Source organism: Idiomarina sp. MD25a (genome assembly GCF_001870515.1).
Taxonomy (GTDB): Bacteria; Pseudomonadota; Gammaproteobacteria; order Enterobacterales; family Alteromonadaceae; genus Idiomarina.
In genome coordinates this window covers 1,079,133-1,099,738 of record NZ_MDGT01000003.1, presented here as the reverse complement: position 1 = coordinate 1,099,738, position 20,606 = coordinate 1,079,133, and the positions used below count along the sequence as shown (strand labels likewise).

Annotated in this window: 21 protein-coding genes; 7 read left to right on the top strand and 14 right to left on the bottom strand. The window is 46.9% G+C overall.

All coding sequences use genetic code 11. The features are described from left to right. Positions 1–4: 4 nt before the first annotated feature. The 8 genes from rseP to rpsB form a co-directional block, all read right to left on the bottom strand. A complete protein-coding gene (gene rseP / locus BFR57_RS09220; RefSeq protein ID WP_071463666.1) occupies positions 5–1,360 on the bottom strand; it encodes a sigma E protease regulator RseP in 1,356 nt (451 codons plus the stop codon). Further along, entirely contained in the window at positions 1,353–2,549 is a 1,197-nt protein-coding gene (ispC, locus tag BFR57_RS09215; RefSeq protein WP_071463900.1) for a 1-deoxy-D-xylulose-5-phosphate reductoisomerase, read from the bottom strand. Before ispC ends, rseP begins: the two co-directional genes overlap by 8 nt. Positions 2,550–2,554: 5 nt before the next feature. After that, positions 2,555–3,418: a phosphatidate cytidylyltransferase gene (locus tag BFR57_RS09210; RefSeq protein ID WP_071463665.1), complete on the bottom strand. Its 864-nt coding sequence runs from the start codon at positions 3,416–3,418 to the stop codon at positions 2,555–2,557. A 4-nt stretch (positions 3,419–3,422) separates the two neighbouring features. Continuing rightward, entirely contained in the window at positions 3,423–4,196 is a 774-nt protein-coding gene (gene uppS, locus BFR57_RS09205; protein ID WP_071463664.1) for a polyprenyl diphosphate synthase, read from the bottom strand. A 66-nt stretch (positions 4,197–4,262) separates the two neighbouring features. Then, a complete protein-coding gene (gene frr, locus BFR57_RS09200; RefSeq protein ID WP_006955309.1) occupies positions 4,263–4,820 on the bottom strand; it encodes a ribosome recycling factor in 558 nt (185 codons plus the stop codon). A 23-nt stretch (positions 4,821–4,843) separates the two neighbouring features. Beyond that, entirely contained in the window at positions 4,844–5,578 is a 735-nt protein-coding gene (gene pyrH, locus BFR57_RS09195) for a UMP kinase (protein ID WP_006955308.1), read from the bottom strand. Between the two features lie 103 nt (positions 5,579–5,681). Next, positions 5,682–6,560 (bottom strand): translation elongation factor Ts, encoded by an 879-nt coding sequence (gene tsf / locus BFR57_RS09190; RefSeq protein ID WP_006955307.1) that lies wholly within the window; start codon positions 6,558–6,560, stop codon positions 5,682–5,684. 14 nt (positions 6,561–6,574) lie between these two features. Then, a complete protein-coding gene (gene rpsB / locus BFR57_RS09185; protein WP_071463663.1) occupies positions 6,575–7,303 on the bottom strand; it encodes a 30S ribosomal protein S2 in 729 nt (242 codons plus the stop codon). A 277-nt stretch (positions 7,304–7,580) separates the two neighbouring features. Between rpsB and map the strand changes: the two genes are divergently transcribed. Genes map through dapD form a run of 3 tightly spaced genes read left to right on the top strand, consistent with a single transcriptional unit; the run spans position 7,581 to position 11,839 of the window. Then, positions 7,581–8,372, top strand: a complete 792-nt coding sequence (map, locus tag BFR57_RS09180; RefSeq protein ID WP_071463662.1) for a type I methionyl aminopeptidase — start codon at positions 7,581–7,583, stop codon at positions 8,370–8,372. Between the two features lie 4 nt (positions 8,373–8,376). After that, positions 8,377–10,998 (top strand): [protein-PII] uridylyltransferase, encoded by a 2,622-nt coding sequence (gene glnD / locus BFR57_RS09175; protein ID WP_143441068.1) that lies wholly within the window; start codon positions 8,377–8,379, stop codon positions 10,996–10,998. 10 nt (positions 10,999–11,008) lie between these two features. Continuing rightward, positions 11,009–11,839, top strand: coding sequence for a 2,3,4,5-tetrahydropyridine-2,6-dicarboxylate N-succinyltransferase (gene dapD, locus BFR57_RS09170; protein ID WP_071463898.1), 831 nt, complete (start codon positions 11,009–11,011; stop codon positions 11,837–11,839). Between the two features lie 27 nt (positions 11,840–11,866). Here the strand turns inward: dapD and truC are convergent, their stop codons facing one another. Together truC and BFR57_RS09160 are read right to left on the bottom strand one after the other, a co-directional pair. Next, entirely contained in the window at positions 11,867–12,586 is a 720-nt protein-coding gene (truC, locus tag BFR57_RS09165) for a tRNA pseudouridine(65) synthase TruC (RefSeq protein WP_071463661.1), read from the bottom strand. Next, entirely contained in the window at positions 12,579–12,923 is a 345-nt protein-coding gene (locus BFR57_RS09160; RefSeq protein ID WP_071463660.1) for a YqcC family protein, read from the bottom strand. The genes truC and BFR57_RS09160 overlap by 8 nt, the downstream gene beginning before the upstream one ends. 93 nt (positions 12,924–13,016) lie before the next feature. Between BFR57_RS09160 and BFR57_RS09155 the strand changes: the two genes are divergently transcribed. Then, a complete protein-coding gene (locus BFR57_RS09155) occupies positions 13,017–14,039 on the top strand; it encodes a DUF3549 family protein (protein WP_071463659.1) in 1,023 nt (340 codons plus the stop codon). Continuing rightward, positions 14,036–14,347, top strand: a complete 312-nt coding sequence (locus tag BFR57_RS09150) for a DUF3301 domain-containing protein (protein ID WP_171903956.1) — start codon at positions 14,036–14,038, stop codon at positions 14,345–14,347. The genes BFR57_RS09155 and BFR57_RS09150 overlap by 4 nt, the downstream gene beginning before the upstream one ends. Here BFR57_RS09150 and BFR57_RS09145 read toward each other — a convergent pair. The 3 genes from BFR57_RS09145 to BFR57_RS09135 all read right to left on the bottom strand — a co-directional run bounded on the left by BFR57_RS09145 (position 14,344) and on the right by BFR57_RS09135 (position 16,114). After that, complete coding sequence (locus BFR57_RS09145) at positions 14,344–14,979, bottom strand: GNAT family N-acetyltransferase (RefSeq protein WP_071463658.1); 636 nt, start codon at positions 14,977–14,979, stop codon at positions 14,344–14,346. The genes BFR57_RS09150 and BFR57_RS09145 overlap by 4 nt on opposite strands. Before the next feature lie 45 nt (positions 14,980–15,024). Then, complete coding sequence (locus BFR57_RS09140) at positions 15,025–15,402, bottom strand: DUF3192 domain-containing protein (protein WP_071463657.1); 378 nt, start codon at positions 15,400–15,402, stop codon at positions 15,025–15,027. 142 nt (positions 15,403–15,544) lie between these two features. After that, complete coding sequence (locus BFR57_RS09135) at positions 15,545–16,114, bottom strand: SecY-interacting protein Syd (RefSeq protein WP_071463656.1); 570 nt, start codon at positions 16,112–16,114, stop codon at positions 15,545–15,547. Positions 16,115–16,179: 65 nt separating this feature from the next. On the opposite strand from BFR57_RS09135, the gene queF reads away from it, so the two are divergent. Then, a complete protein-coding gene (gene queF / locus BFR57_RS09130; protein ID WP_071463655.1) occupies positions 16,180–17,010 on the top strand; it encodes an NADPH-dependent 7-cyano-7-deazaguanine reductase QueF in 831 nt (276 codons plus the stop codon). Positions 17,011–17,012: 2 nt separating this feature from the next. Here queF and BFR57_RS09125 read toward each other — a convergent pair whose 3' ends face one another. Then, the gene (locus BFR57_RS09125; protein ID WP_071463654.1) at positions 17,013–18,806 is read right to left on the bottom strand and encodes a M61 family metallopeptidase; all 1,794 of its coding nucleotides are present in this window, start codon (positions 18,804–18,806) and stop codon (positions 17,013–17,015) included. Between the two features lie 228 nt (positions 18,807–19,034). On the opposite strand from BFR57_RS09125, the gene BFR57_RS09120 reads away from it, so the two are divergent. Then, on the top strand, positions 19,035–20,591 hold the full coding sequence (locus tag BFR57_RS09120) for a GGDEF domain-containing protein (protein WP_071463653.1): 1,557 nt from the start codon (positions 19,035–19,037) through the stop codon (positions 20,589–20,591). Positions 20,592–20,606 lie beyond the last annotated feature (15 nt).

The following is a 20,606-nucleotide window of genomic DNA, read 5'->3' as shown; positions in this document are numbered from 1 at the left end:
TGAATTAGAATGCGAAGCGCATGATGTCATTACTTATGGCGATTATCATCAATGCAAAGACTAACGCACCACCAATCCGATAACAGATGTCTTGAACTTTGTCCGACACCGGCTTTCCTCTCACCCACTCAGCAATAAAGAACGCTAAGTGACCCCCATCTAACATGGGTAAAGGCACCAGATTGATTATCCCTAAATTTACACTTAATAGCGCAAGAAAGCTGAGAAAGTAAACGAACCCACTACTTGCGCTTACGCCAGCGCCTTCAGCAATGCTTAAAGGGCCAGCAAGGTTTTTTACGGACACATCGCCCGTGATTAATTTTCCAATCATTTTGACACTGACAACCATGAGCTCCCATGTCTGCTCAGCGCCTTTAACTAAACCACCGACAATACCATACTGATGGTTGAACACATAGCCCTCAGGCAACTCTCCTACCTCTGGGGCGATGCCTAGGTAACCTATGACATCAGAACCTCGTTCGCGTTCACCGGGAATAACAGTTATTTTCTGTTCTATACCTTGGCGTTCTATCGTCAAGGTTAAACTCACACCCGCCGATTCAGCGATCGTTCCAGTGAGCTGCTGCCAGCTTTGCAGCGGTTGACCATTGAGCTCGATCACTTTATCGCCCGCTTTCAAACCCGCCTGTTGCGCTGGTGAGTCATCAACAACCTGCGCCAACGTAGTCGATACGTTGGGCCGAAATACTTGAATTCCCAAACTGCCAAAGGTGGTTTCGGTTTCCGGATCAAACTGCCAATCTTTAATGTTTAAGGTTTTTTGCTGTAACTGACCATCAGGGCTACGCACCGTTATTGAAAGTTGGTCGTTACCGATCGCACTCATCAAACCGAGTTGCACTTGTTGCCAGTCATACGCCTCGACACTGTCAACTTTAACAATCTCGCTGCCTTCGACAAAATTCGCCTGTGCCGCAATGGAGCCTGGCTGAACCTCACCAATGATCGGCTTTACCGTGGGGACGCCAATGCCAAACATCAGCCATAATACGGCTATGGCGAGGATAAAATTCGAAATCGGTCCAGCGGCTACAATCGCAAAGCGCTTATAAACCGACTGTGCATTGAAGGATACATGTTTATCTTGCTCACTGACGTCATCAACGCGTTCATCAAGCATCCGGACATAACCACCTAAAGGGATGATACCCACTTGATAACGCGTACCATCACGCGCCACTCGAGACCAGATGGCTTTACCAAAACCCACCGAGTAGGTGAGCACTTTGACCCCGCAACGACGGGCGACCCAAAAATGTCCAAACTCGTGAAACGAAACCAAAATACCTAAGGTGACCACAAATGACGCGGCATACCATAACCAATCAAGCATAAACAACTTGCTCCACGCGTTGTGACGCAGCTCTACGAGCCTGCGAGTCAATAGCCATGAGTGCTTCTACGGAATCCACTTTAATACATTCTAAGCTCTGTAACGCTGAATCACATACCTCGGCAATATCTGTAAAGCGAATCTGGCCTTGCAAAAACGCAGCGACCGCTACTTCATTCGCTGCATTTAAAGTGGTCGTAGCAGACTGACCAGCCCAGCAGCTATCTATAGCCAATTTAAGACACGGATACCGATTGAAGTCGACGGGCATGAAACTCAGCTCGCCTAGCGCCATAAAATCGAGCCCTTTAACACCACTGCGAATACGCTCAGGGAAGCCCAATACATGAGCGATAGGCGTGCGCATGTCCGGCTCCCCCATTTGAGCGATCACCGAACCATCAATATATTGCACCATCGAGTGAATCACGCTCTGTGGGTGAATCACGATATCCAATTGCTCCCGTTGACAATTAAATAGCCAGCGCGCCTCAATATACTCAAGTCCTTTATTTAACATGGTTGCGGAATCAACAGATATCTTCTGCCCCATCGACCAGTTAGGGTGATTGCATGCTTGCTCGGGTGTTTGTTGTGACAACGTCTGAATCGGTGTGTGACGGAAAGGACCACCTGAACCAGTTAGCAATAGTTTATCAATACCATGATCCGTCAACTGCATATGCCCCACTTGCTGTTGAGCAAGATCGGGGAGGCATTGGAATATCGCATTATGCTCGGAATCAACAGGGAGAATTTGCGCCCCGCTGTTACGCGCAGCATTGATGAATAGCTCACCACTGACAACCAAGGCTTCCTTATTGGCAAGCAACACACGTTTACCTTGGTTTATTGCTGCAAGCGTAGGCGCTAGGCCTGCCGCTCCCACAATAGCAGCCATCACGACATCGACTTCGGCGCATCCACTCACTTCAGTTAATGCCTGTTCACCTGCAAGCACTTCTGTTTTGGCATCAACAGGCAATTGGCTGCGTAATCGTTCAGCGGCTCCTGAGTCAACCATAACTGCATATTGAGGCTTGTAACGGCACACAATCTCCAGCATCGCATTCACGTTGCCATTGGCCGTCACAGCGAACAATGAATAGCTGTCAGGATGTCGGGCGACAACATCCAAAGTATTCTGACCGATAGACCCTGTCGCGCCTAGAATTGTAATCGACTGAATCATACTTACCGTAAAAACTCCAAGTACGCGAGGGTAAATACGGGTACAGCCGCGGTTAGACTGTCGATGCGATCCAAAATACCGCCATGACCCGGAAGAATCGAGCCACTGTCTTTGACACCCGCACTGCGTTTAAACATGCTTTCGTTCAAGTCACCAAAAACCGACGCGACCACCGTAAATAGGCCTGTGAGGTAATAGCCTGTAAATTGGTCGGCTGGGATTTGTGTCCAATGTGAAACCACCATCATGACAATGAATGCCAGCGTTACACCACCGCACAACCCTTCCATCGTTTTACCTGGACTCACAGCCGGCATCATTTTATTGCGACCGTAACGAACCCCCGCGAAGTAGGCACCCACGTCAGCCGCCCAAACCAACAACAAAATGAATAGCACCACCCAACCGCCAAAGTACGGTTGCACATCAATGTTGATTGAGCGCACTGTAACCAACGCTGCCCAAGTCGGCACAAAAATCAGCATGCCAAAAATGCCGACGATTGATCGTGTGCGCGACCACATCCGACGACTCGATGGGTAGTTAACTACGAGTGCTAATGCACACACCCACCAAACACCACCTGCCGCGATGGTGGCATAAATGATGTTATTCAGCGTTCCTGCTTGCCAGAGATGTTCAAAAGGCACCGCTAGGCTTAGCGCACCAATGATAATGCCAATCCCCGCGGTGTAAGCGATGCGCGAGCGAGTTTTAGTCAGTCCCATCAGTGGCGCCCACTCCCAAGCACCCAGCATAAGCACGGCTTGGATGAATAAAGAGAAACCCCACAGCGGCAATAAGAACACTGCATAGAGTGCGACAGGTATTAAAATAACGGCTGTCAAAATTCGTTGTTTAAGCAAAAATTCAGTCCTCTACACGCGCATTCATTGTTTCGACGAGTTTATCGAGTTGTTCACTCGTGAGGCCATAACGGCGTTCACGGCGAGCAAACTCGGCAACCGCATTTGCAAATGCCTGATCGTCAAAGTCGGGCCATAATATCGGGGTAAAGTAAAATTCTGCATACGCTATTTGCCATAGCAAGAAATTACTGACCCTCTGCTCTCCGCCTGTACGAATGAGCAAATCAGGTTTTGCCTGGTCCGCTAAACATAAATAACGTTCGAATGTACGCTCATCAATATCCGATGGCGTCAGCTCATTTCGAGCAACCGCCTCTGCAAGTTGCCTTGATGCCTGAGCAATGTCCCACTGACCACCGTAGTTAGCTGCCACATTCAGGATCATACCTTGGCAGTCAGATGTCATCGCCTCAGCCTTATCAATGTGCTTGCGCAAGCGGCTGGAAAATTGTGACTTATCGCCAATAATCCGAAGCTTTATATCATTTTGTTTGAGTTTATCAGCTTCTTTCTTTAACACATTGACGAAAAGTTCCATTAACAATGAAACTTCTGTTGCTGGTCGATTCCAATTTTCACTGCTAAAAGCAAACAAGGTAAGTGACTCGATTCCGTTACGACGCGCAAAGCTCACGGTGTTCCTAACCGCTTCAGCGCCCTTCTTATGTCCGAAGGTTCGACGTTTACCCTGTTGTTTTGCCCAACGCCCGTTACCGTCCATGATGATGGCGACATGCTTGGGCATGACCTGTTGTATTGTTGGAGATTGCTTCATGCTGTCCGCCAATAATTAAAACGCCGCATAGTTACTACACGGCGTCATCTAGAGCACGAAATGGAATTAAACTTCCATCAAGTCCTGTTCTTTTGCTTTAAGCGACTCGTCGATCTTCTTTACATACGTGTCGGTAAGCTTTTGGACATCGTCCTCTGCCGAGTGTTCCTCGTCCTCGGTGATTTCTTTCTCTTTCAAAAGCTCTTTCAAGTCATTATTCGCATCACGACGGATATTACGGACCGCTACGCGCGCTTGTTCGGCCTCTGCTCGTACGATCTTGACCAAGTCACGGCGGCGCTCTTCGGTCAAAGGAGGTAGTGGGATACGAATAACAGCACCGGCCGACGCAGGGTTTAAACCCAAGTCAGAGGTTAAAATTGCTTTTTCGACAGCTTGAGCAGAAGACTTGTCAAACACCGTCAATGCCAGTGTCCGTGAATCTTCCGTGGTTATGTTAGCGAGCTGCTTAAGCGGTGTATCCACACCGTAATAGTTCACCATAACACTATCAAGGATGCTTGGATGAGCACGCCCTGTGCGTACTTTAGACATTTGACTGCGAAGCGATTCTACGCTTTTTTCCATACGCTCTTTTGCGTCTTTAATAATATCGTTAATCACTGTATTTACCCTTTCTATTTCGATTATTCAGCGTCTTTGCTAATTAGTGTACCTTCTTCTTCGCCTAGAATCACGGATCTCAATGCACCCGGTTTGTTCATGTTAAAGACACGAATCGGTAATTCATGATCACGTGCCAGTGTAAAGGCGGCAAGGTCCATCACTTTTAACTGCTGCTGAAGCACATCTTGATAATTAATATGGCGATACAACGTAGCATCGGGATTACTGACGGGATCGTCAGAGTATACACCATCAACCTTAGTACCTTTTAGTACAATGTCAGCTTCGATCTCAATGCCGCGTAAGCACGCCGCAGAGTCGGTAGTAAAAAATGGGTTGCCGGTACCCGCTGAGAAAATAACGACACGCCCTGATTTAAGTAAGCTAATGGCTTCGGCCCAGTTATAGCTGTCGCACACGCCAGTCAGTTCAATCGCTGACATCAAACGCGCATTGACAAAAGCGCGGTGCAGCGCATCACGCATTGCTAAACCATTCATTACTGTTGCAAGCATTCCCATGTGGTCACCAACCACTCGGTTCATTCCGGCTTTTGCGAGGCCTTCGCCGCGGAATAAATTACCACCACCGATGACGAGTCCGACCTGAACCCCGAGTTCAACCAGCTCTTTAATTTCTTGAGCCATGCGATCCAGAACTTTTGCGTCGATGCCAAAAGGCTCATCGCCCATTAACGCTTCACCGCTGAGTTTTAAAAGAATACGTCGATATGTTGGTTTTGGGTGGGTACTCATGCTTGCCTCTCAATATCCATTTTTCTAAAAAAAACCGCGTCCTGAACGCTCAAGACGCGGTTTCTATTACTCACATTGGGGTTGTGGACCCTGGCACAAAGAATTAACCCTTGCTTGCCGCCGCCACTTGAGCTTGTACTTCAGAAGCAAAATCTTCTTCTTTACGCTCAATACCTTCGCCCACTTCAAAGCGTACGAATGTAACTACGTCTGCACCCGCTTGCTTAAGCAATTCGCCAACAGTCATTGAAGGGTCTTTTACGAACGGCTGACCAGTCAGGCTGATCTCGCCAGTAAATTTACGCATACGACCTTCGACCATTTTCTCAGCGATTTCTTTTGGCTTACCGCTTTGCATTGCGATATCAACCTGAATAGCGCGTTCTTTTTCAACGACTTCAGCGTCAACATCTTCAGGCTTAACGAACTGAGGACTGCTCGCAGCAACATGCATACACAAGTCGCGCGCTAAGTCTTCGTCACCGCCATTTAATGCAACAGCTACACCAATACGTGCACCGTGAGTATAAGTAGCAACAGTGTTGCCTTCTTCAATCGTCTTAACACGACGTACGTTCATGTTTTCGCCGATTTTAGCAACAAGGTCTTCACGGGTTTTTTCAACAGTTTCGCCGCCGATGTCAGTTGCTTTCAACTGTTCGACATCGTTTTCTTTGCTAGCGAACGCTGCGTTGATAACTTTCTCGCCAAATGCCAAGAAACTATCATCGCGTGCGACGAAGTCAGTTTCGCAGTTAAGCTCAACGAGTGTCGCTTGATTGCCTTCAGACTTAACCAAGATAACGCCTTCAGCCGCAACACGACCGGCTTTCTTAGCCGCTTTTGCTTGACCGCTTTTACGCATTAGCTCGATTGCAGCTTCCATGTCGCCGTCAACTTCTTGCAATGCTTTCTTGCAGTCCATCATACCAGCGCCTGTGCGCTCGCGAAGTTCTTTTACCTGAGCAGCAGTAATTGCCATGGTTAGATCCTCAATTATTCGGTAGCTTCAACAAAATCGTCAGCGTCTTTAGCTTCTACTGGCGCTGATTTAGCTTCTTTGATCGCGTCTGCTGCAGCATTCAAATACAATTGTACTGCGCGGATTGCGTCATCGTTACCTGGGATAACGTAGTCAACGCCATCTGGATCTGAGTTAGTATCAACAACAGAAACAACTGGAATACCTAAGTTGTTTGCTTCTTTAATCGCAATGTGCTCGTGATCAGCGTCGATTACGAACAATACGTCAGGCAAGCCGCCCATGTTTTTGATACCGCCAAGGCCTTTTTCAAGCTTTTCCATTTCGCGGGTGTTAACCAACGCTTCTTTCTTGGTTAGCTTGTCGAAAGTACCGTCTTGGCTCATAGTTTCAAGATCTTTCAAACGCTTGATTGATTGACGAACTGTTTTCCAGTTAGTCAACATACCACCTAACCAACGGTGATTTACGAAGTACTGACCACAGCTCAATGCTGCTTCCTTGACAGGCTCAGCAGCTGCGCGCTTAGTACCAACGAACAAGATTTTACCTTTGTTTGAAGCAACGTGTTGCATATAGCTCAACGCATCGTTGAACATAGGCACCGTTTTTTCAAGGTTGATGATGTGGATCTTGTTGCGAGCGCCAAAAATGAATGGCTTCATTTTTGGATTCCAGAAACGAGTTTGGTGACCGAAGTGGACACCTGCTTTCAGCATGTCACGCATTGACACGTTTGCCATAATACTTTTCCTTTTATAGGGGTTAAGCCTCCATATACCCCATAGCACGACCCGCTTGGGCACCCCGTGATATGTGTCGATATATGTGTGGTTTAAATTTAAAGTGAATTTTTGCTTTCAAAAAGCGCGCATTTTATACCACATCCTGCGTTACGGCGCAATCACAATAGACTAAAAAGGCAGGCGCCGATCCGCATCACAACATGGCTAAGCGGCGCTTAAATTGGTAGACTGCGTATACGATTAAAAAAGTAGCTAATTTAAGAGACCGTATTTAATGAGTATATCGATAAAAACGCCAGAAGAAATCGAGAAGATGCGCGCTGCGGGTCGCTTAGCCGCCAGTGTATTAGAAATGATTGGTGAGTACGTGAAGCCGGGGGTCACAACCGAAGAGTTGGATCAGATCTGTCACGACTACATTGTTGCGCACAATGCGTACCCCGCACCCCTTAATTATCACGGCTTCCCAAAATCGATTTGTACTTCGGTAAACCATTGTGTGTGCCACGGTATCCCTGGCCCTAAAAAATTAAAAGAAGGCGACATCATGAATATCGATGTCACCGTTAAGCTTGATGGCTATCACGGCGACACATCAAAGATGTTTATCGTGGGCAAACCGTCTATTTTGGCTGATCGCCTTGTTCGCACAACACAAGAGTCGCTTTATAAAGCGATTAAGATGGTCAAGCCCGGTATTCGTTTGGGTGATTTCGCCGAGGTGATTCAAAAGTTTGCTGAGCAACACAACTACTCTATTGTGAGGGAGTACTGCGGTCACGGTATCGGCGCAGTATTCCATGAAGAGCCACAAGTACTCCATTATGGCAAAGCGGGTACCGGCGAGGTGTTAGAACCCGGTATGTGTTTTACCATTGAGCCTATGCTTAATGCAGGTAAACGCCATACTAAATTAATGAAAGATGGATGGACAGTGCTCACTAAAGATCGCAGCCTGAGCGCGCAATGGGAACATACATTACTAGTGACCGAAGATGGTGTCGAAGTATTAACATTACGCGAAGAGGAAACCGATTTGCCACGTGTAATTAAACATAGCGAATAACACGATGAACACTGAGCAAGCGGACTTTTATGCACACTGGCCGACCTCAGACATGCCGTTTGAGGCCAGTGCCTATCGCGAGCTCATTGCTCATTATCATCGGTGGTCTGAGGGGCATTTTGTCACAGCTGATATCGATGAATTGATCCACCATCGTGCACAGTTTTTTGATCAACTATTAGCTGAGCTTTGGCAACGTTTTGAGTTCACCGATGAACCCATGGCGCTGATTGCCGTGGGTGGCTATGGTCGGCATACATTGCATCCGGGCTCCGATATCGACTTATTGATATTGGTCGATTGTGAAGACACGCTCAGTCGCTGCGCGGTGTCCGAATTTGTCACATTTTTGTGGGATTTACACCTTGATGTCGGCCATTCTGTGCGCACCGTATCACAATGCTTGAGCGCTGCCGCAGAAGACATCACCACTGCAACAAACCTAATCGAAAGCCGTCCTGTCACTGGTGATGAAGCGCTCATCCGCGACTACGAGCACCAACTACTCGCTCAGTTCCCTTGGTCAAGTCGCGATTTCTATCAAGCAAAACTCGATGAACAAAAGCAACGTCACCAACAATACCACGGTACGTCTTACAATCTTGAGCCTAATATTAAATCGAGCCCTGGCGGACTGCGCGACATTCAAACCATCGGCTGGATTGCCAAACGTCATTTCCAAACTCATTCGGACGAGAGCTTGGTCGAATTTGGTTACATGACCGCCGATGAATTCGTTGAGTTACGCGAATGCATGAATTGGCTCTGGCGTATTCGTTTTGCCTTGCACCTCGAGGTGGGCAAACGTGAAGACCGTCTGCTGTTTGATTTTCAACCCGGTGTTGCAGTGCGTTTGGGTTACGGTAACGAGGGTAAACATTCGGTAGAGCTGATGATGAAGGATTACTTTAAAGTGGTACTTCGTGTCAGCGAGTTAAATCAAATGTTGCTGCAGTTTTTTCAGCAAGCCATCCTCAATCCGCAAGATCTGCATCATACCGTCGATATTGATGAGCATTTTGCCATTAATCAGCACTTACTCAGTGCTCGCCATGATGAGGTGTTCGAAGACCATAGCCAACTTATTCGAGCATTTGTCATTATCGCTGAAAACCCAGAGATTGAAGGTATCCACTCGCATACTATTCGCCAGTTACGCAATTCACGTGCACAGCTAAGTGAGCCACTAAGCTATGACCCCGATTGCCGCTTTTGGTTCAAGCGACTGATTGAGCATCCAGCAGGTTGTGGACGTGCCTTTGCCTTAATGCACCATCATGGCGTCATAGCAAGCTACTTACCTCAATGGCAACAAATTGTCGGACAAATGCAATTTGATCTGTTTCATGCTTACACGGTCGATGAACATACGTTTCGTTTAGTACGCAACTTATACCGTTTCTCCGATCCAGAGTATGCGGGACAGTTTCCCCTGTGTGAGGAACGTGTCGCGCAAATGGCACGCCGACACTGCTTATATCTAGCTGGAATCTTCCACGACATTGCCAAAGGTCGCGGTGGTGATCACTCTGAACTCGGTGCGATGGATGCCAGCAACTTTTGCCTGCAGCATCGCTACAGTCAATCGGATAGCGATTTAATTAGTTGGCTAGTCGAGCACCATTTAACCATGTCGGTCACTGCACAAAAACGCGATATTCACGATCCAGAAGTAATTCAGGAATTCGCCAATATTGTTGATACGGTCGAACGGCTCGACTTTCTCTATTGCCTCACCGTAGCTGATATTCGCGCGACTAACCATTCGCTGTGGAATAACTGGAAAGCAACCTTACTCGAGGAGCTGTATAACGCTACTCGTTATTTATTAGAACAAAACAGTAGTAAACCAACGCTCGACGTGCGTGATAAAATCCAGCAAAATAAAGCCAACGCAATGGCTTTGTTGCTGAGCGGCGGTTATCAAAAAGAAGCCATTCTTGCGCTTTGGGGGCGCTTTACTGCAGACTATTTTTTCCGTCACACCGCGGAGCAAATTAGTTGGCACTCCCAGCATATTTTGCAACTTAAAGATGATGAACTTCCATTAATTTTAATTGGTGATGAAAACAACTACGGTACAACCGAGCTGTTCGTCTATCACCACGACGAGGGGCATCTTTTTGCTGCCGTGGCGGGCGTGCTTGACAGCCAACAGTTGAATATCTTAGACGCGCAAATCTTGGCAACTCGAGATGGTTTTGTGATGGATACTTTCGTGTTGTTGCAGCGAAATGGTAAACCCTTGACCGAGGCACGTCGCATTGAAGAGGTCAAACAACACTTACTCGACGTGTTACACAAGCGTCGTAAAGTACCAAAAAATAATCGGCCGCTATCACGTCGGTTGAAGAATTTTAGCGTTAAGACTCAAGTGAATTTCTTGCCTGCGAAACACCGTGGGCGCACCACTTTCGAATTGGTGGCGCTGGATAGACCGGGGTTAGTTGCTCGCTTGGCTGCTATTTTACAGCGTTTAGATGTTAGTTTATTGGCTGCCAAAATCACGACTATCGGTGAACAAGCAGAAGATTTATTTATTGTTTCTTCGAATCGTGGAGAGGCGCTTTCAGACGAGCAGAAATTGACGCTTAAACAACAAATTATTAAAGATTTAGATGGATAACGAGGCAAACATGTCGTTCGAAAAGTATAAAAAGTTAATTAATGATGCCTTTGAGCAGCGTGACCAAATTTCTCCCCGTACCGACGATGATGAACTACGCGAAGTCGTTCGCTACATCATTGATGAAATCGATCGCGGTGAATTGCGTGTGGCGGAAAAAGTAGCCGGCGAATGGATCGTCCACCAATGGCTAAAAAAGGCGGTGTTGTTATCATTCAGACTGAACGACAACGATCTTATCGAAGGCGGCGAAACCCGTTTTTGGGACAAAGTGCCAGCGAAATTCGCCGACTACGACAGCGCTCGATTCCGCGCTGAGGGTATGCGTGTTGTCCCCCCCGCCATGGTTCGTAAGGGTGCCTTTATTGGTCGCAATGTCGTTGTCATGCCAAGTTACGTGAATATTGGCGCTTATGTCGGCGACGGCAGCATGGTAGATACTTGGGCAACGGTGGGTTCTTGTGCACAAATTGGTAAAAATGTACATTTATCCGGCGGCGTAGGTATTGGCGGAGTTCTTGAACCATTACAAGCCAATCCCACCATTATTGAGGATAACTGCTTCATCGGTGCGCGTTCAGAAATCGTCGAAGGCGTTATTGTTGAGGAAGGTGCAGTTATTTCAATGGGCGTTTATATCGGTCAAAGCACGCGTATCTACGACCGTGAGAACGACAAAATTATTTACGGACGTGTGCCTGCAGGCGCTGTTGTTGTACCTGGCGCATTACCTTCGGCTGATGGTTCACACAGCCTTTACGCTGCGATCATTGTGAAACGTGTCGATGCTAAAACACGCGCAAAGGTTGGTATTAATGCACTCTTGCGCAGCGCAGAATAACATCTATTTGTACTAACTAAGCGCCCGTTACTGATGAAACGGGCGTTTTAGTATGTCTGGAATCTCAATCTCAATACTCAGCTGTTCGGCTGTCACTGGGTGTCGAAATTCGATTGCGGTGGCTGCCAATAATAAGCGGTGACAGTCAAAGTGATCTCGGAAAAAACGATTGTGTCGCCCTTCCCCATGCCGTGTATCGCCAATAATTGGATGTCTAATGTGCGACATATGCCGACGTAACTGATGCTTACGCCCTGTTTTAGGCATGAGTTTCACCAATGAGTAGCGGCTCGTATCATGTTTTTTACTGACCTTGAAAGGAAGCTCTACGCGGTCAATACACATGTATTCTGTGACAGCATCCTGAGCTGGCTTATCGGCTTGTGCCTGTTTATCAGCAATTTTATCGTGCTCTTCTTTTAGCGCATAATCGATAATGCCAGCATCATCGACATAACCCCGTACAACGGCGTGATAGGTTTTTTTAATATCACGCTCGGCAAACTGTTCGTTAAGCGCACGTGCTATCTCCGAAGACAGCGCGAACACCAATACCCCAGATGTAGGTCGGTCAAGTCGGTGCACAGGAAAAACATGTTGCCCGAGTTGGTCTCGGAGCATTTGCATAGCGAACTGTTTTGCGTCCGAGGCGATCCAACTACGATGCACCAATAAACCGCTGGGCTTGTCGATTACCACGAGGTATTCGTCTTGATAGACGATAGTCAATAGCTCGGAGTCAGACATCGTCTTGCAGCGGATCTGAGCCGCTTAACAGGACATCAAATTCACGAATTAATTCGATGAGTTGCTCATGTTGTTCGATCGCATTGCGATAAGAGTGTGCTGCCATCGGACTGACCGCGATCGAGTCAGGTAACGGTTGCTTTGCATCGATCAATGACCACATTCGCGGTATCATGATGAATTGCAGCCATTGATGAAACTCGAGGGTATCCATGGCGAAAGGTTGCTGGCTATCCAGCGCGTCGACTGGCGGCTGGTCGGATTGCCAGAGGCCCAAGCTGTTCAATTCTCGCTCAATACGATCGAGTAGCCGAGCCGCTTTTTGATACTGCTCCATCGGAGACTCCATTACCACATTAGGTTTGATAACCGATATAATGGCGACAATACTGATTGAAAATTGAATGAAATTCAAGCGCGGAGAAGTTTAGTGACTGATAAGATAGCAACCATTGGTGAGTTTTTAGCAGCAGGTAACACCGAGTTTCAGGTCTTCGATCTAGGTCGTCGACTCAGCGAAATTTCATTGGAGACGTTTGCTGCGATTGAACATCAACAGCAGCCTCACCCATTTCCGCTTGCTCATCACGCGCACTTGGCTATTCTGTTTCGTCATAAAAGTGAACCTCAGCAGGACTATCTTTGGTTCTTAAAGTTTCCACTCGATGAGCGCGGACTTTTGAACCTTGCAGCGCGCGACCAATATCTTGAATATGTTGTATCCGCATTAGGTCAGCAAATCACTGATGCGCTAACCGAAGAGCAAGAGGAGCAGCTAAAGCATAACCCCTACTTGTTCACTCCGAGCGAAACTCAACGCGCAGCGCTACACGCACGTATCTCAACTCAGCGACAAGCGGCGCCGAGTCAATACTTTGATACTACATTTGAGTACTTGATGGGTAAGCACTCTGATTGGCAGCATATCGGCGTACAAGGATTGCATGATTGTGCCGCTCGTTTGATGAATCTGCCTGAATTGGCAACCGCGATTACTGAGCGTTACACAGATTATGCGCCCACAGTACAACGCTATCTCGCGGAAGCGTTAGAGCAACATTCAATACCCGCAAAGTTACGCGACTTCTACCTGAATGAATTGACGGAAGCAAACGAAACACGGGCTTTGTACGCCCTTCGCGCGCTAGCGAGCACAAGCAACGATAAGCGCCTACAAAAAGTATTACTGACGTTGTTAAAGCAACCCGTCGATGCCAATACTTTAACAGTATTAGGCGCTCGTTTGTGGCCCGCTCTACAACATAATGAGTTGCTTGAGTGCTACCTTGAGCGCATTGCTGAGCTTGAACAGCCATGGTTTCAAGCGCTATTTGAAGACGCTGCGTCATTGCCAGAATTACGCCCTTTAGTACTGCGTAAAATAGCCCAAAATGATATATCAGCAGAGGTAAAACAGCAGCTACTTCAACTTAAGGCTCGGCAAACATCATGATTACTCTATTCGATGTCCTGTTGTTTTTATTATTGTTATGTGTTGCTTGGTTATTCTGGCAACATCGACGTCAAACAGAGCACGCTTATCAACACGCGCTTTGGTATTGCAAGCAACAACGGCTGCAAATGTTAGATTTAGAAAAGGTCAGCACGCGCTGGTCTTTTAAAGGTCGTCAACCGGGCTGGCGAAGCTGTTTTATTATGGGCTTTAGCAGCGATGGTACTTCACGTTATGAAGGAACCTTGACCTTGCATAACAGCCAATTGATCGCCGTCGACCTGCCGCCTTTTCGTGAGCCTAGTTAGTCGACGGCGAGGGTAAGCAGTGCGCCAGGTACGTCATGAACGTCGAGCGCGTGCTGCTGAGAAAACCCACAATGCTTGAAAAACTGATGCTGTTGCTGGTCAGAAATAAATACCGCTAACTGCTTAACGTTACCGCGTTCGACACTTTCCTGCAGCGCAGCTTGACATAATAGCCGTCCGATTCCTTGCTGCTGATACTGTTCGGCGACGCCAATGAAAGAAATCAAATAACAAGGCTGGTCTTTAAGCAAGGACTTAATTTGGCGTTCTTTTTCCAATACATAACGTGTGCTTACCCAACCTGCTGTGAGTAACATCGAAATGTACCAATTCCAACGACTGGTTGGTCCAAACTGCTGTTCAACTTTTGACAGACACACTACGCCTAGTAGCGCATCGTCGTGCATGGCCGCGATAATGGGCTGTTCATTGTCCCATTGAGCGATCAGCTCTTCGCGGATCGCTGCTCGTAAACGCTTTTCATAATCCGCTTTATCGACTTGGAAGATACGCTGCATCAGCGCATCGTTTTGGTAGGTTTGAAACAATAAGGACGCTACGCTATTGAGCTGGCATACATCCAGTTCTACAAGCTCAACGTCCTGTGTTGATACGGCAACTTCGGTTGGCATAGCAGCTCTCCTTTTAAGTAGTGCGCTATCACCAACCTACTCCGATTACATTACCTTGTCGAGTGCCATCTGACCCGTACCAATCAACGCGCCATTTTTGAAAACAATCGGAGTACACTCATCTTTTGTGGTCATACCGTCTGCGTGGACACGCTGCGTGCGGTAAAAAAGGACTTGGTACTCATTATCGTCCTCAATCCAACGTTCACTGAAATCAGGCGTGCCGAGATTGTTACGAACTGATTCAAAATCCGCGTTTAAGGCAAGTTTAGCGATCGCCTGACGGTTGCCCCGCTCATCGTGAATTTGATCATACTGCGGATCGTCTTTATCCCAACTAGGCTCACTGACAACAATGCATCCCGATAGTGACAGCGTCATCATCCCCGCAAGTCCAATCAATGCAAGCTTTCTGAATTCCATTATCAATCTCCGATTTTTAGTTATTTTATAAATTGTGCTAATTGGCGCACTCACGACAATTAAAGCAAAAAGCAGGCCAAAGCTGTAACACTATGTTTTTATTGGTTATATAATTTTCCTAACGGTATTTAAGCCCTAATAATTAGTCATTTTCACCACAATATGGCTGACAATGTGACAAAAAGGTAGCGAGATCGACCGCTAAGGTTTGGTGCTGTAGCTTTCCTAACCATTCAAGTGCGACCTCTCCTGTGGAGTTATCGACCGAGACCAGACAATCGTCGTGCTCATGTAAAATACCGATAAAAATCGTGATAGGCTGCTTCAATTTGCGCTTCATCAATATGTGACCCGTCAGATTTTGCAGCAACCGATCGGCATCTTCGAGGCATTGCGGCATCAGCAATTCAAAACTTATTGGTTGGGTTGTCTCATCGTGGGTAAAGATGAGACTAAGGTCACCACTAAACCAATCGCCAAATAATCGTTTCACGCTGTCATGAAACGATATACCTAATGCCGACTCGAGCGCAGTAAAATCTTGTGACTCATCACGTCTTATAGGTCGCCAAATAACCTGTTCTTCACCCATCCGTTGTTGATATATCTCAGCATCCCATTCTTCAACCCACTCGGTTTTGGGCTCTGGGATGACTTCGATGTAACGCTCTAATAAACCGCTCACGGCGCGCTCAGTGGATACAGGGTTCATCTGGTGCATTTCCTTTTAACAGCGTAAAATAGTGTCGTTTATTTAGTTTACCATGGAGTGCATCAATGCAAAAAAGCGACCCGCTCGCTCACTTGAATCTGGGTAAAGCGACTGATTACCCGACCACTTACGATCCGAGCCAGTTACATGCTGTTGCTCGCGAACTGAATCGCACACCCATAGGGATAACTCAACCGCTCCCGTTCAATGGTCAAGACGACTGGACCGGGTATGAAGTTTCTTGGTTGAACACTAAAGGCTTACCGCAAGTCGCTATTGCTGAATTTTCTGTGCCCTGTGATAGCCCTAACTTAATTGAGTCAAAGTCATTTAAACTTTATTTGAATAGCTTTAACGAGAGCCGGTTTGAAGATTGGCAAACCGTTGCGGATATCATGCAGCACGATTTGTCCGCCTGCGCCGGTGCCGAGGTCATGGTGAGTCTTAGCTCATTGAATGAATATACTCACACCCCAATCGCCGACTTTCCGGGTGAATGCATTGACGCGCAAGACATAGAAATTGACACCTATGACTATCAGCCGAATTTACTTGAAGTCGATCCACAAGTTGTCGAGTCGGTGAACTTACATAGCCATTTACTCAAATCAAACTGTTTGATCACTAATCAGCCGGATTGGGGGTCAGTGTTTATCCATGGCACGGGGCCACGCATTGATAAAGCCAGTTTATTGCGTTATTTGATCAGCTTTCGTCGCCATAATGAGTTTCACGAGCAGTGTGTGGAACGCATTTTTATGGATTTACACCGCTTGGGCTTTACGCAACTGACTGTTTTCGCCCGTTACACGCGTCGAGGTGGTCTGGATATTAATCCGTTCCGTTCTAATTTTGAAAAGGCGCCACCCTTAGGGCAGCGCCTTGCGAGGCAGTAGGCTTAGCTGGCATTCGGGTGTGGAATTTGTAGCCACTGTAAGAAGCGCGCTTTCTGCTTAGCAGAAGGTTGCTCTACCGGCTCAATTTTCGCACCTGCATGTTGCTCCTCACCCAGCACTAATTCAGCGGTATGAAGTTGGTCACGACGGAAGAATGTGACTTCGACTGTGTCGCCAACTTCGCGCTCTTGGAGTGCTTCGTCGAAGCGTCCGCCTGCAGCGCGCTTGCCATCATACGCAACCACCACATCGCCTGGAGTAAAGCCGGCCTCCCAAGCAGGCGAACCTCGCTCTACTTGAACCAGTTCAATACCCTCAGCTGCTGCTTTACCATGCCAACCGGCCCACGGTTTTTGTTCATCAGCTGAAGCAAATGTGAGTTTCATACCGACAGTATTCAACAATTCGTCAAACTGAATATTAGCAGCCGGCGAATTAACATGTTCATCCCACCATTGCTGCCACGACTGGCCAGTCAACTCATCTAAAATAGCGACGACATCGTCGCTATTAAACCCTTCTTCATCGGCATCAAAGCGCTGATAAAGTGCATTATGAACATCGCGATAAGTCACTTCACCATCGGTGCGTTCAATTAACGCCAGATCTAACAACCATGACACCATCGCGCCTTCTGAGTAAATGTTCACTGAGAAGTTGTGAGCGCGATCACCGTATTGGTCACTCCACGCTTCAAACGAAGCTTCTGCTACCGACATAATTTCGCGCCCGGGTTTACCGTAGTAACGCTCAATGCTCGAAGCCACACGTTCGAAATATTCATCCGTTGTCATAATATCCGCTTGCATCAACAAGTGGTTTTGGAAATAACTTGTTGAGCCTTCAGCCAGCCAGAAAAGATCCGTGTAATTTTCTTTCTGATAATCATAAGGAACCAAAGCCTCGGGGCGATACGCTTTAACGTTCCAAGTGTGGATCAGTTCGTGAGAGGCGGTTGATAAGAAGCTAAGGTAATCATCTCGGCTTGCATAACTGTACCGTGGTCGCTGGATGATGGTCGAGTTGCGATGTTCGGTCGCACCACCGGCACCTGACGTTGCGTGGATCATAAAGACATAACGCTGATAGGGGTGACCTTGCCAAATATTTTGCGACTGTTGCACCAGTTTTTCTAAATCGTCGACGGTTTTTTCAGCATCGTAATTACCTTCGCCCCAAAAGACGACTTCGTAGTTACGATCGTCCACAGTAAACTTATAAAGCTCATTGATTCCGGTCTCGATCGGCGAGTCAACTAGGATATCCCAGTTATCCGCAACAAACGTATGCGCACCTTGGTTTTCCATGCCTGATACACTGCGCCACCCTTCTTTCACATCAAGACTAACCGTAACGGGCTCAGCACGGTAAGCATCAGCATACATAAACACCGCAGAGGCATCCAAATACGCGTGCGAGTCATCGATATGGCGGCTACGACGTCCTAGCTGATTCGCATAAATTTGATAGTTAACTTTGACATCATCCCCTTGTGCCGACTCAGGCAAATGAATGCGCCACGTGCTTTTATCAATTTTTTCCCAGTTTAACGTCTCACCCTCTTCTGAAGTGGCAGCAAAATCACGCACGCCATTGGCGAGATTTAATATACGATAATAGCCAGTACGCCAAGCAGGCATCTTGACGTCGATATAATTGCTTTCAACATCGGGAAACACAATATCCACTTGACCGGTATGATGAGTCGGTTCGGTCAAATCAATGTGATAGTCAACATCAGCCCAAACCGATGTTGATGCGCAAACGGCGAGCGCTAATAAAGATTTCTTAAACACGTTAACTCCTTATGATGAGTTCTCTTGTTCTAGTTTTTAATAGTAGATAAGCGAGCTAAGCGTAGCATGATGTGGCGTTAAGCGGGAGTCTGTGCGATTAGAGGGCAGTTTTTACCGTTTAATGAGATACGCAAAAATAAATTTTTACCTGCTTTCATCGAATATTTACAATCCTATGGTATACAATGAACGTATGACCAGAAAAGATACCCTGTGCGAGAGTGAGTTTTGAATCAATCGAATTCGGCCGAAGAAAAACTAGCAATTCTTGAAAAGCGACTCAACCAAACCATCCAGTCGCGCAAACAGCTCGAAGACGAATACCAACACGATTGGACTCACTTTTCAAACATGCTCACACAACTCTCTTATGCATGCGGGGGCTTAGACCAAAACCTCGATAGTTCGCTGACAAAGTTACGTGGTTTGCTACAACGAAACAGTGGCATGGAGCAATTAAAGCCCGTTATGGCTGAATCCGAAACTCACATTCAGTCGGTTACTCATCATGTACAACGTAATTTAAAGGCATCTCATGAAGCCACGATCGAGGCCATTGCCTGGTTAAAAAAACAACCAGCGCTGAGTCAAGAAAGTCGCGCAGAGCTACAACGCATTATTGACTCAACCCAGTCTCAACATGTGTCGATCATCCATTATATGCCACTGCTGATCAGTCTATTAAAATACTGCCAGCGTTTAGGCCATAATATCGTTGAACAACCCAAGCAAGATTACAGCCAAGAGCAAAAAATCGTAGTTAAACTGATTGCCCAGTTAGAGTTTACCGGCTCGACGGAGAAACAACTTGTTGCGCTCACACGACAGCTTAAAGGAAAGTTGAGTACCAGCGAGTTACTAACGGCTATGGTCAGTTTGCTTGAGACCATTATCGACGGTGTCAATTTAGAACGTCAGTCTGCTCAAAATTTCTTACTTGAGATCTCACAGACCTTAGGGGCCGTTCAAGGCACATTAAGCCAGAGTGTGCAGGAGCGTAGCCACTACGAAAAAGATAACTCGATGCTTAATCAGCAACTCAAATCAAATGTTGATCAATTAAACGCTTCTGTACAGGGAGCACAGCATCTAGAAACACTTAAACAAGAAGTGGCAGGCCACTTGAGTCGCCTCAATGAAACACTGCAAGAGAAATTGGCGCTGGAGAATAAGGAAAGACAGCAGTTTGAACGTACAACATCAAAACTGACAAGCAAGCTGACCCACTTCGAGCAGCAAGTGCACCACTACAAACAAAAATTGGCGGAGCAAAAATTTAAAAGTTTACAGGACAGTCTTACTAAACTGCCTAATCGAGCAGCGCTCGAAGAGCGTATGAGTGTTGAAGAACAACGCTTCAAGCGTACACGAGAACCGTTGAGTATTGCCGTATTAGATATCGACTTTTTTAAACGGATCAACGACAATTTTGGCCATAGCGCAGGCGATAAAACGTTACAAGTGATTGCAAGTATGTTAAGAAAGGCAGTCAATGAAGCAGATTTTGTGTGTCGTTACGGTGGCGAAGAGTTCGTAATACTCTTCCCCAATACATCGATTAGCGACGCGCAAGCACGTTTAGAGAAAGCGTGCGATCGTATCCGTAATATCCCTTTCAAATTTAGATCAGAAGATATTAGGATCACCGTATCGGTTGGGATCGCTGAGTTACAGCAAGTCAACCAATCGTTAACCTCATTATTTGATGCAGCCGACAAAGCACTATACGAGGCTAAGAGAACCGGCAGGAATAAAATTGTGCTCGCCAGCGCTGTATCAGATTGAGGCAAATTGTTTAGG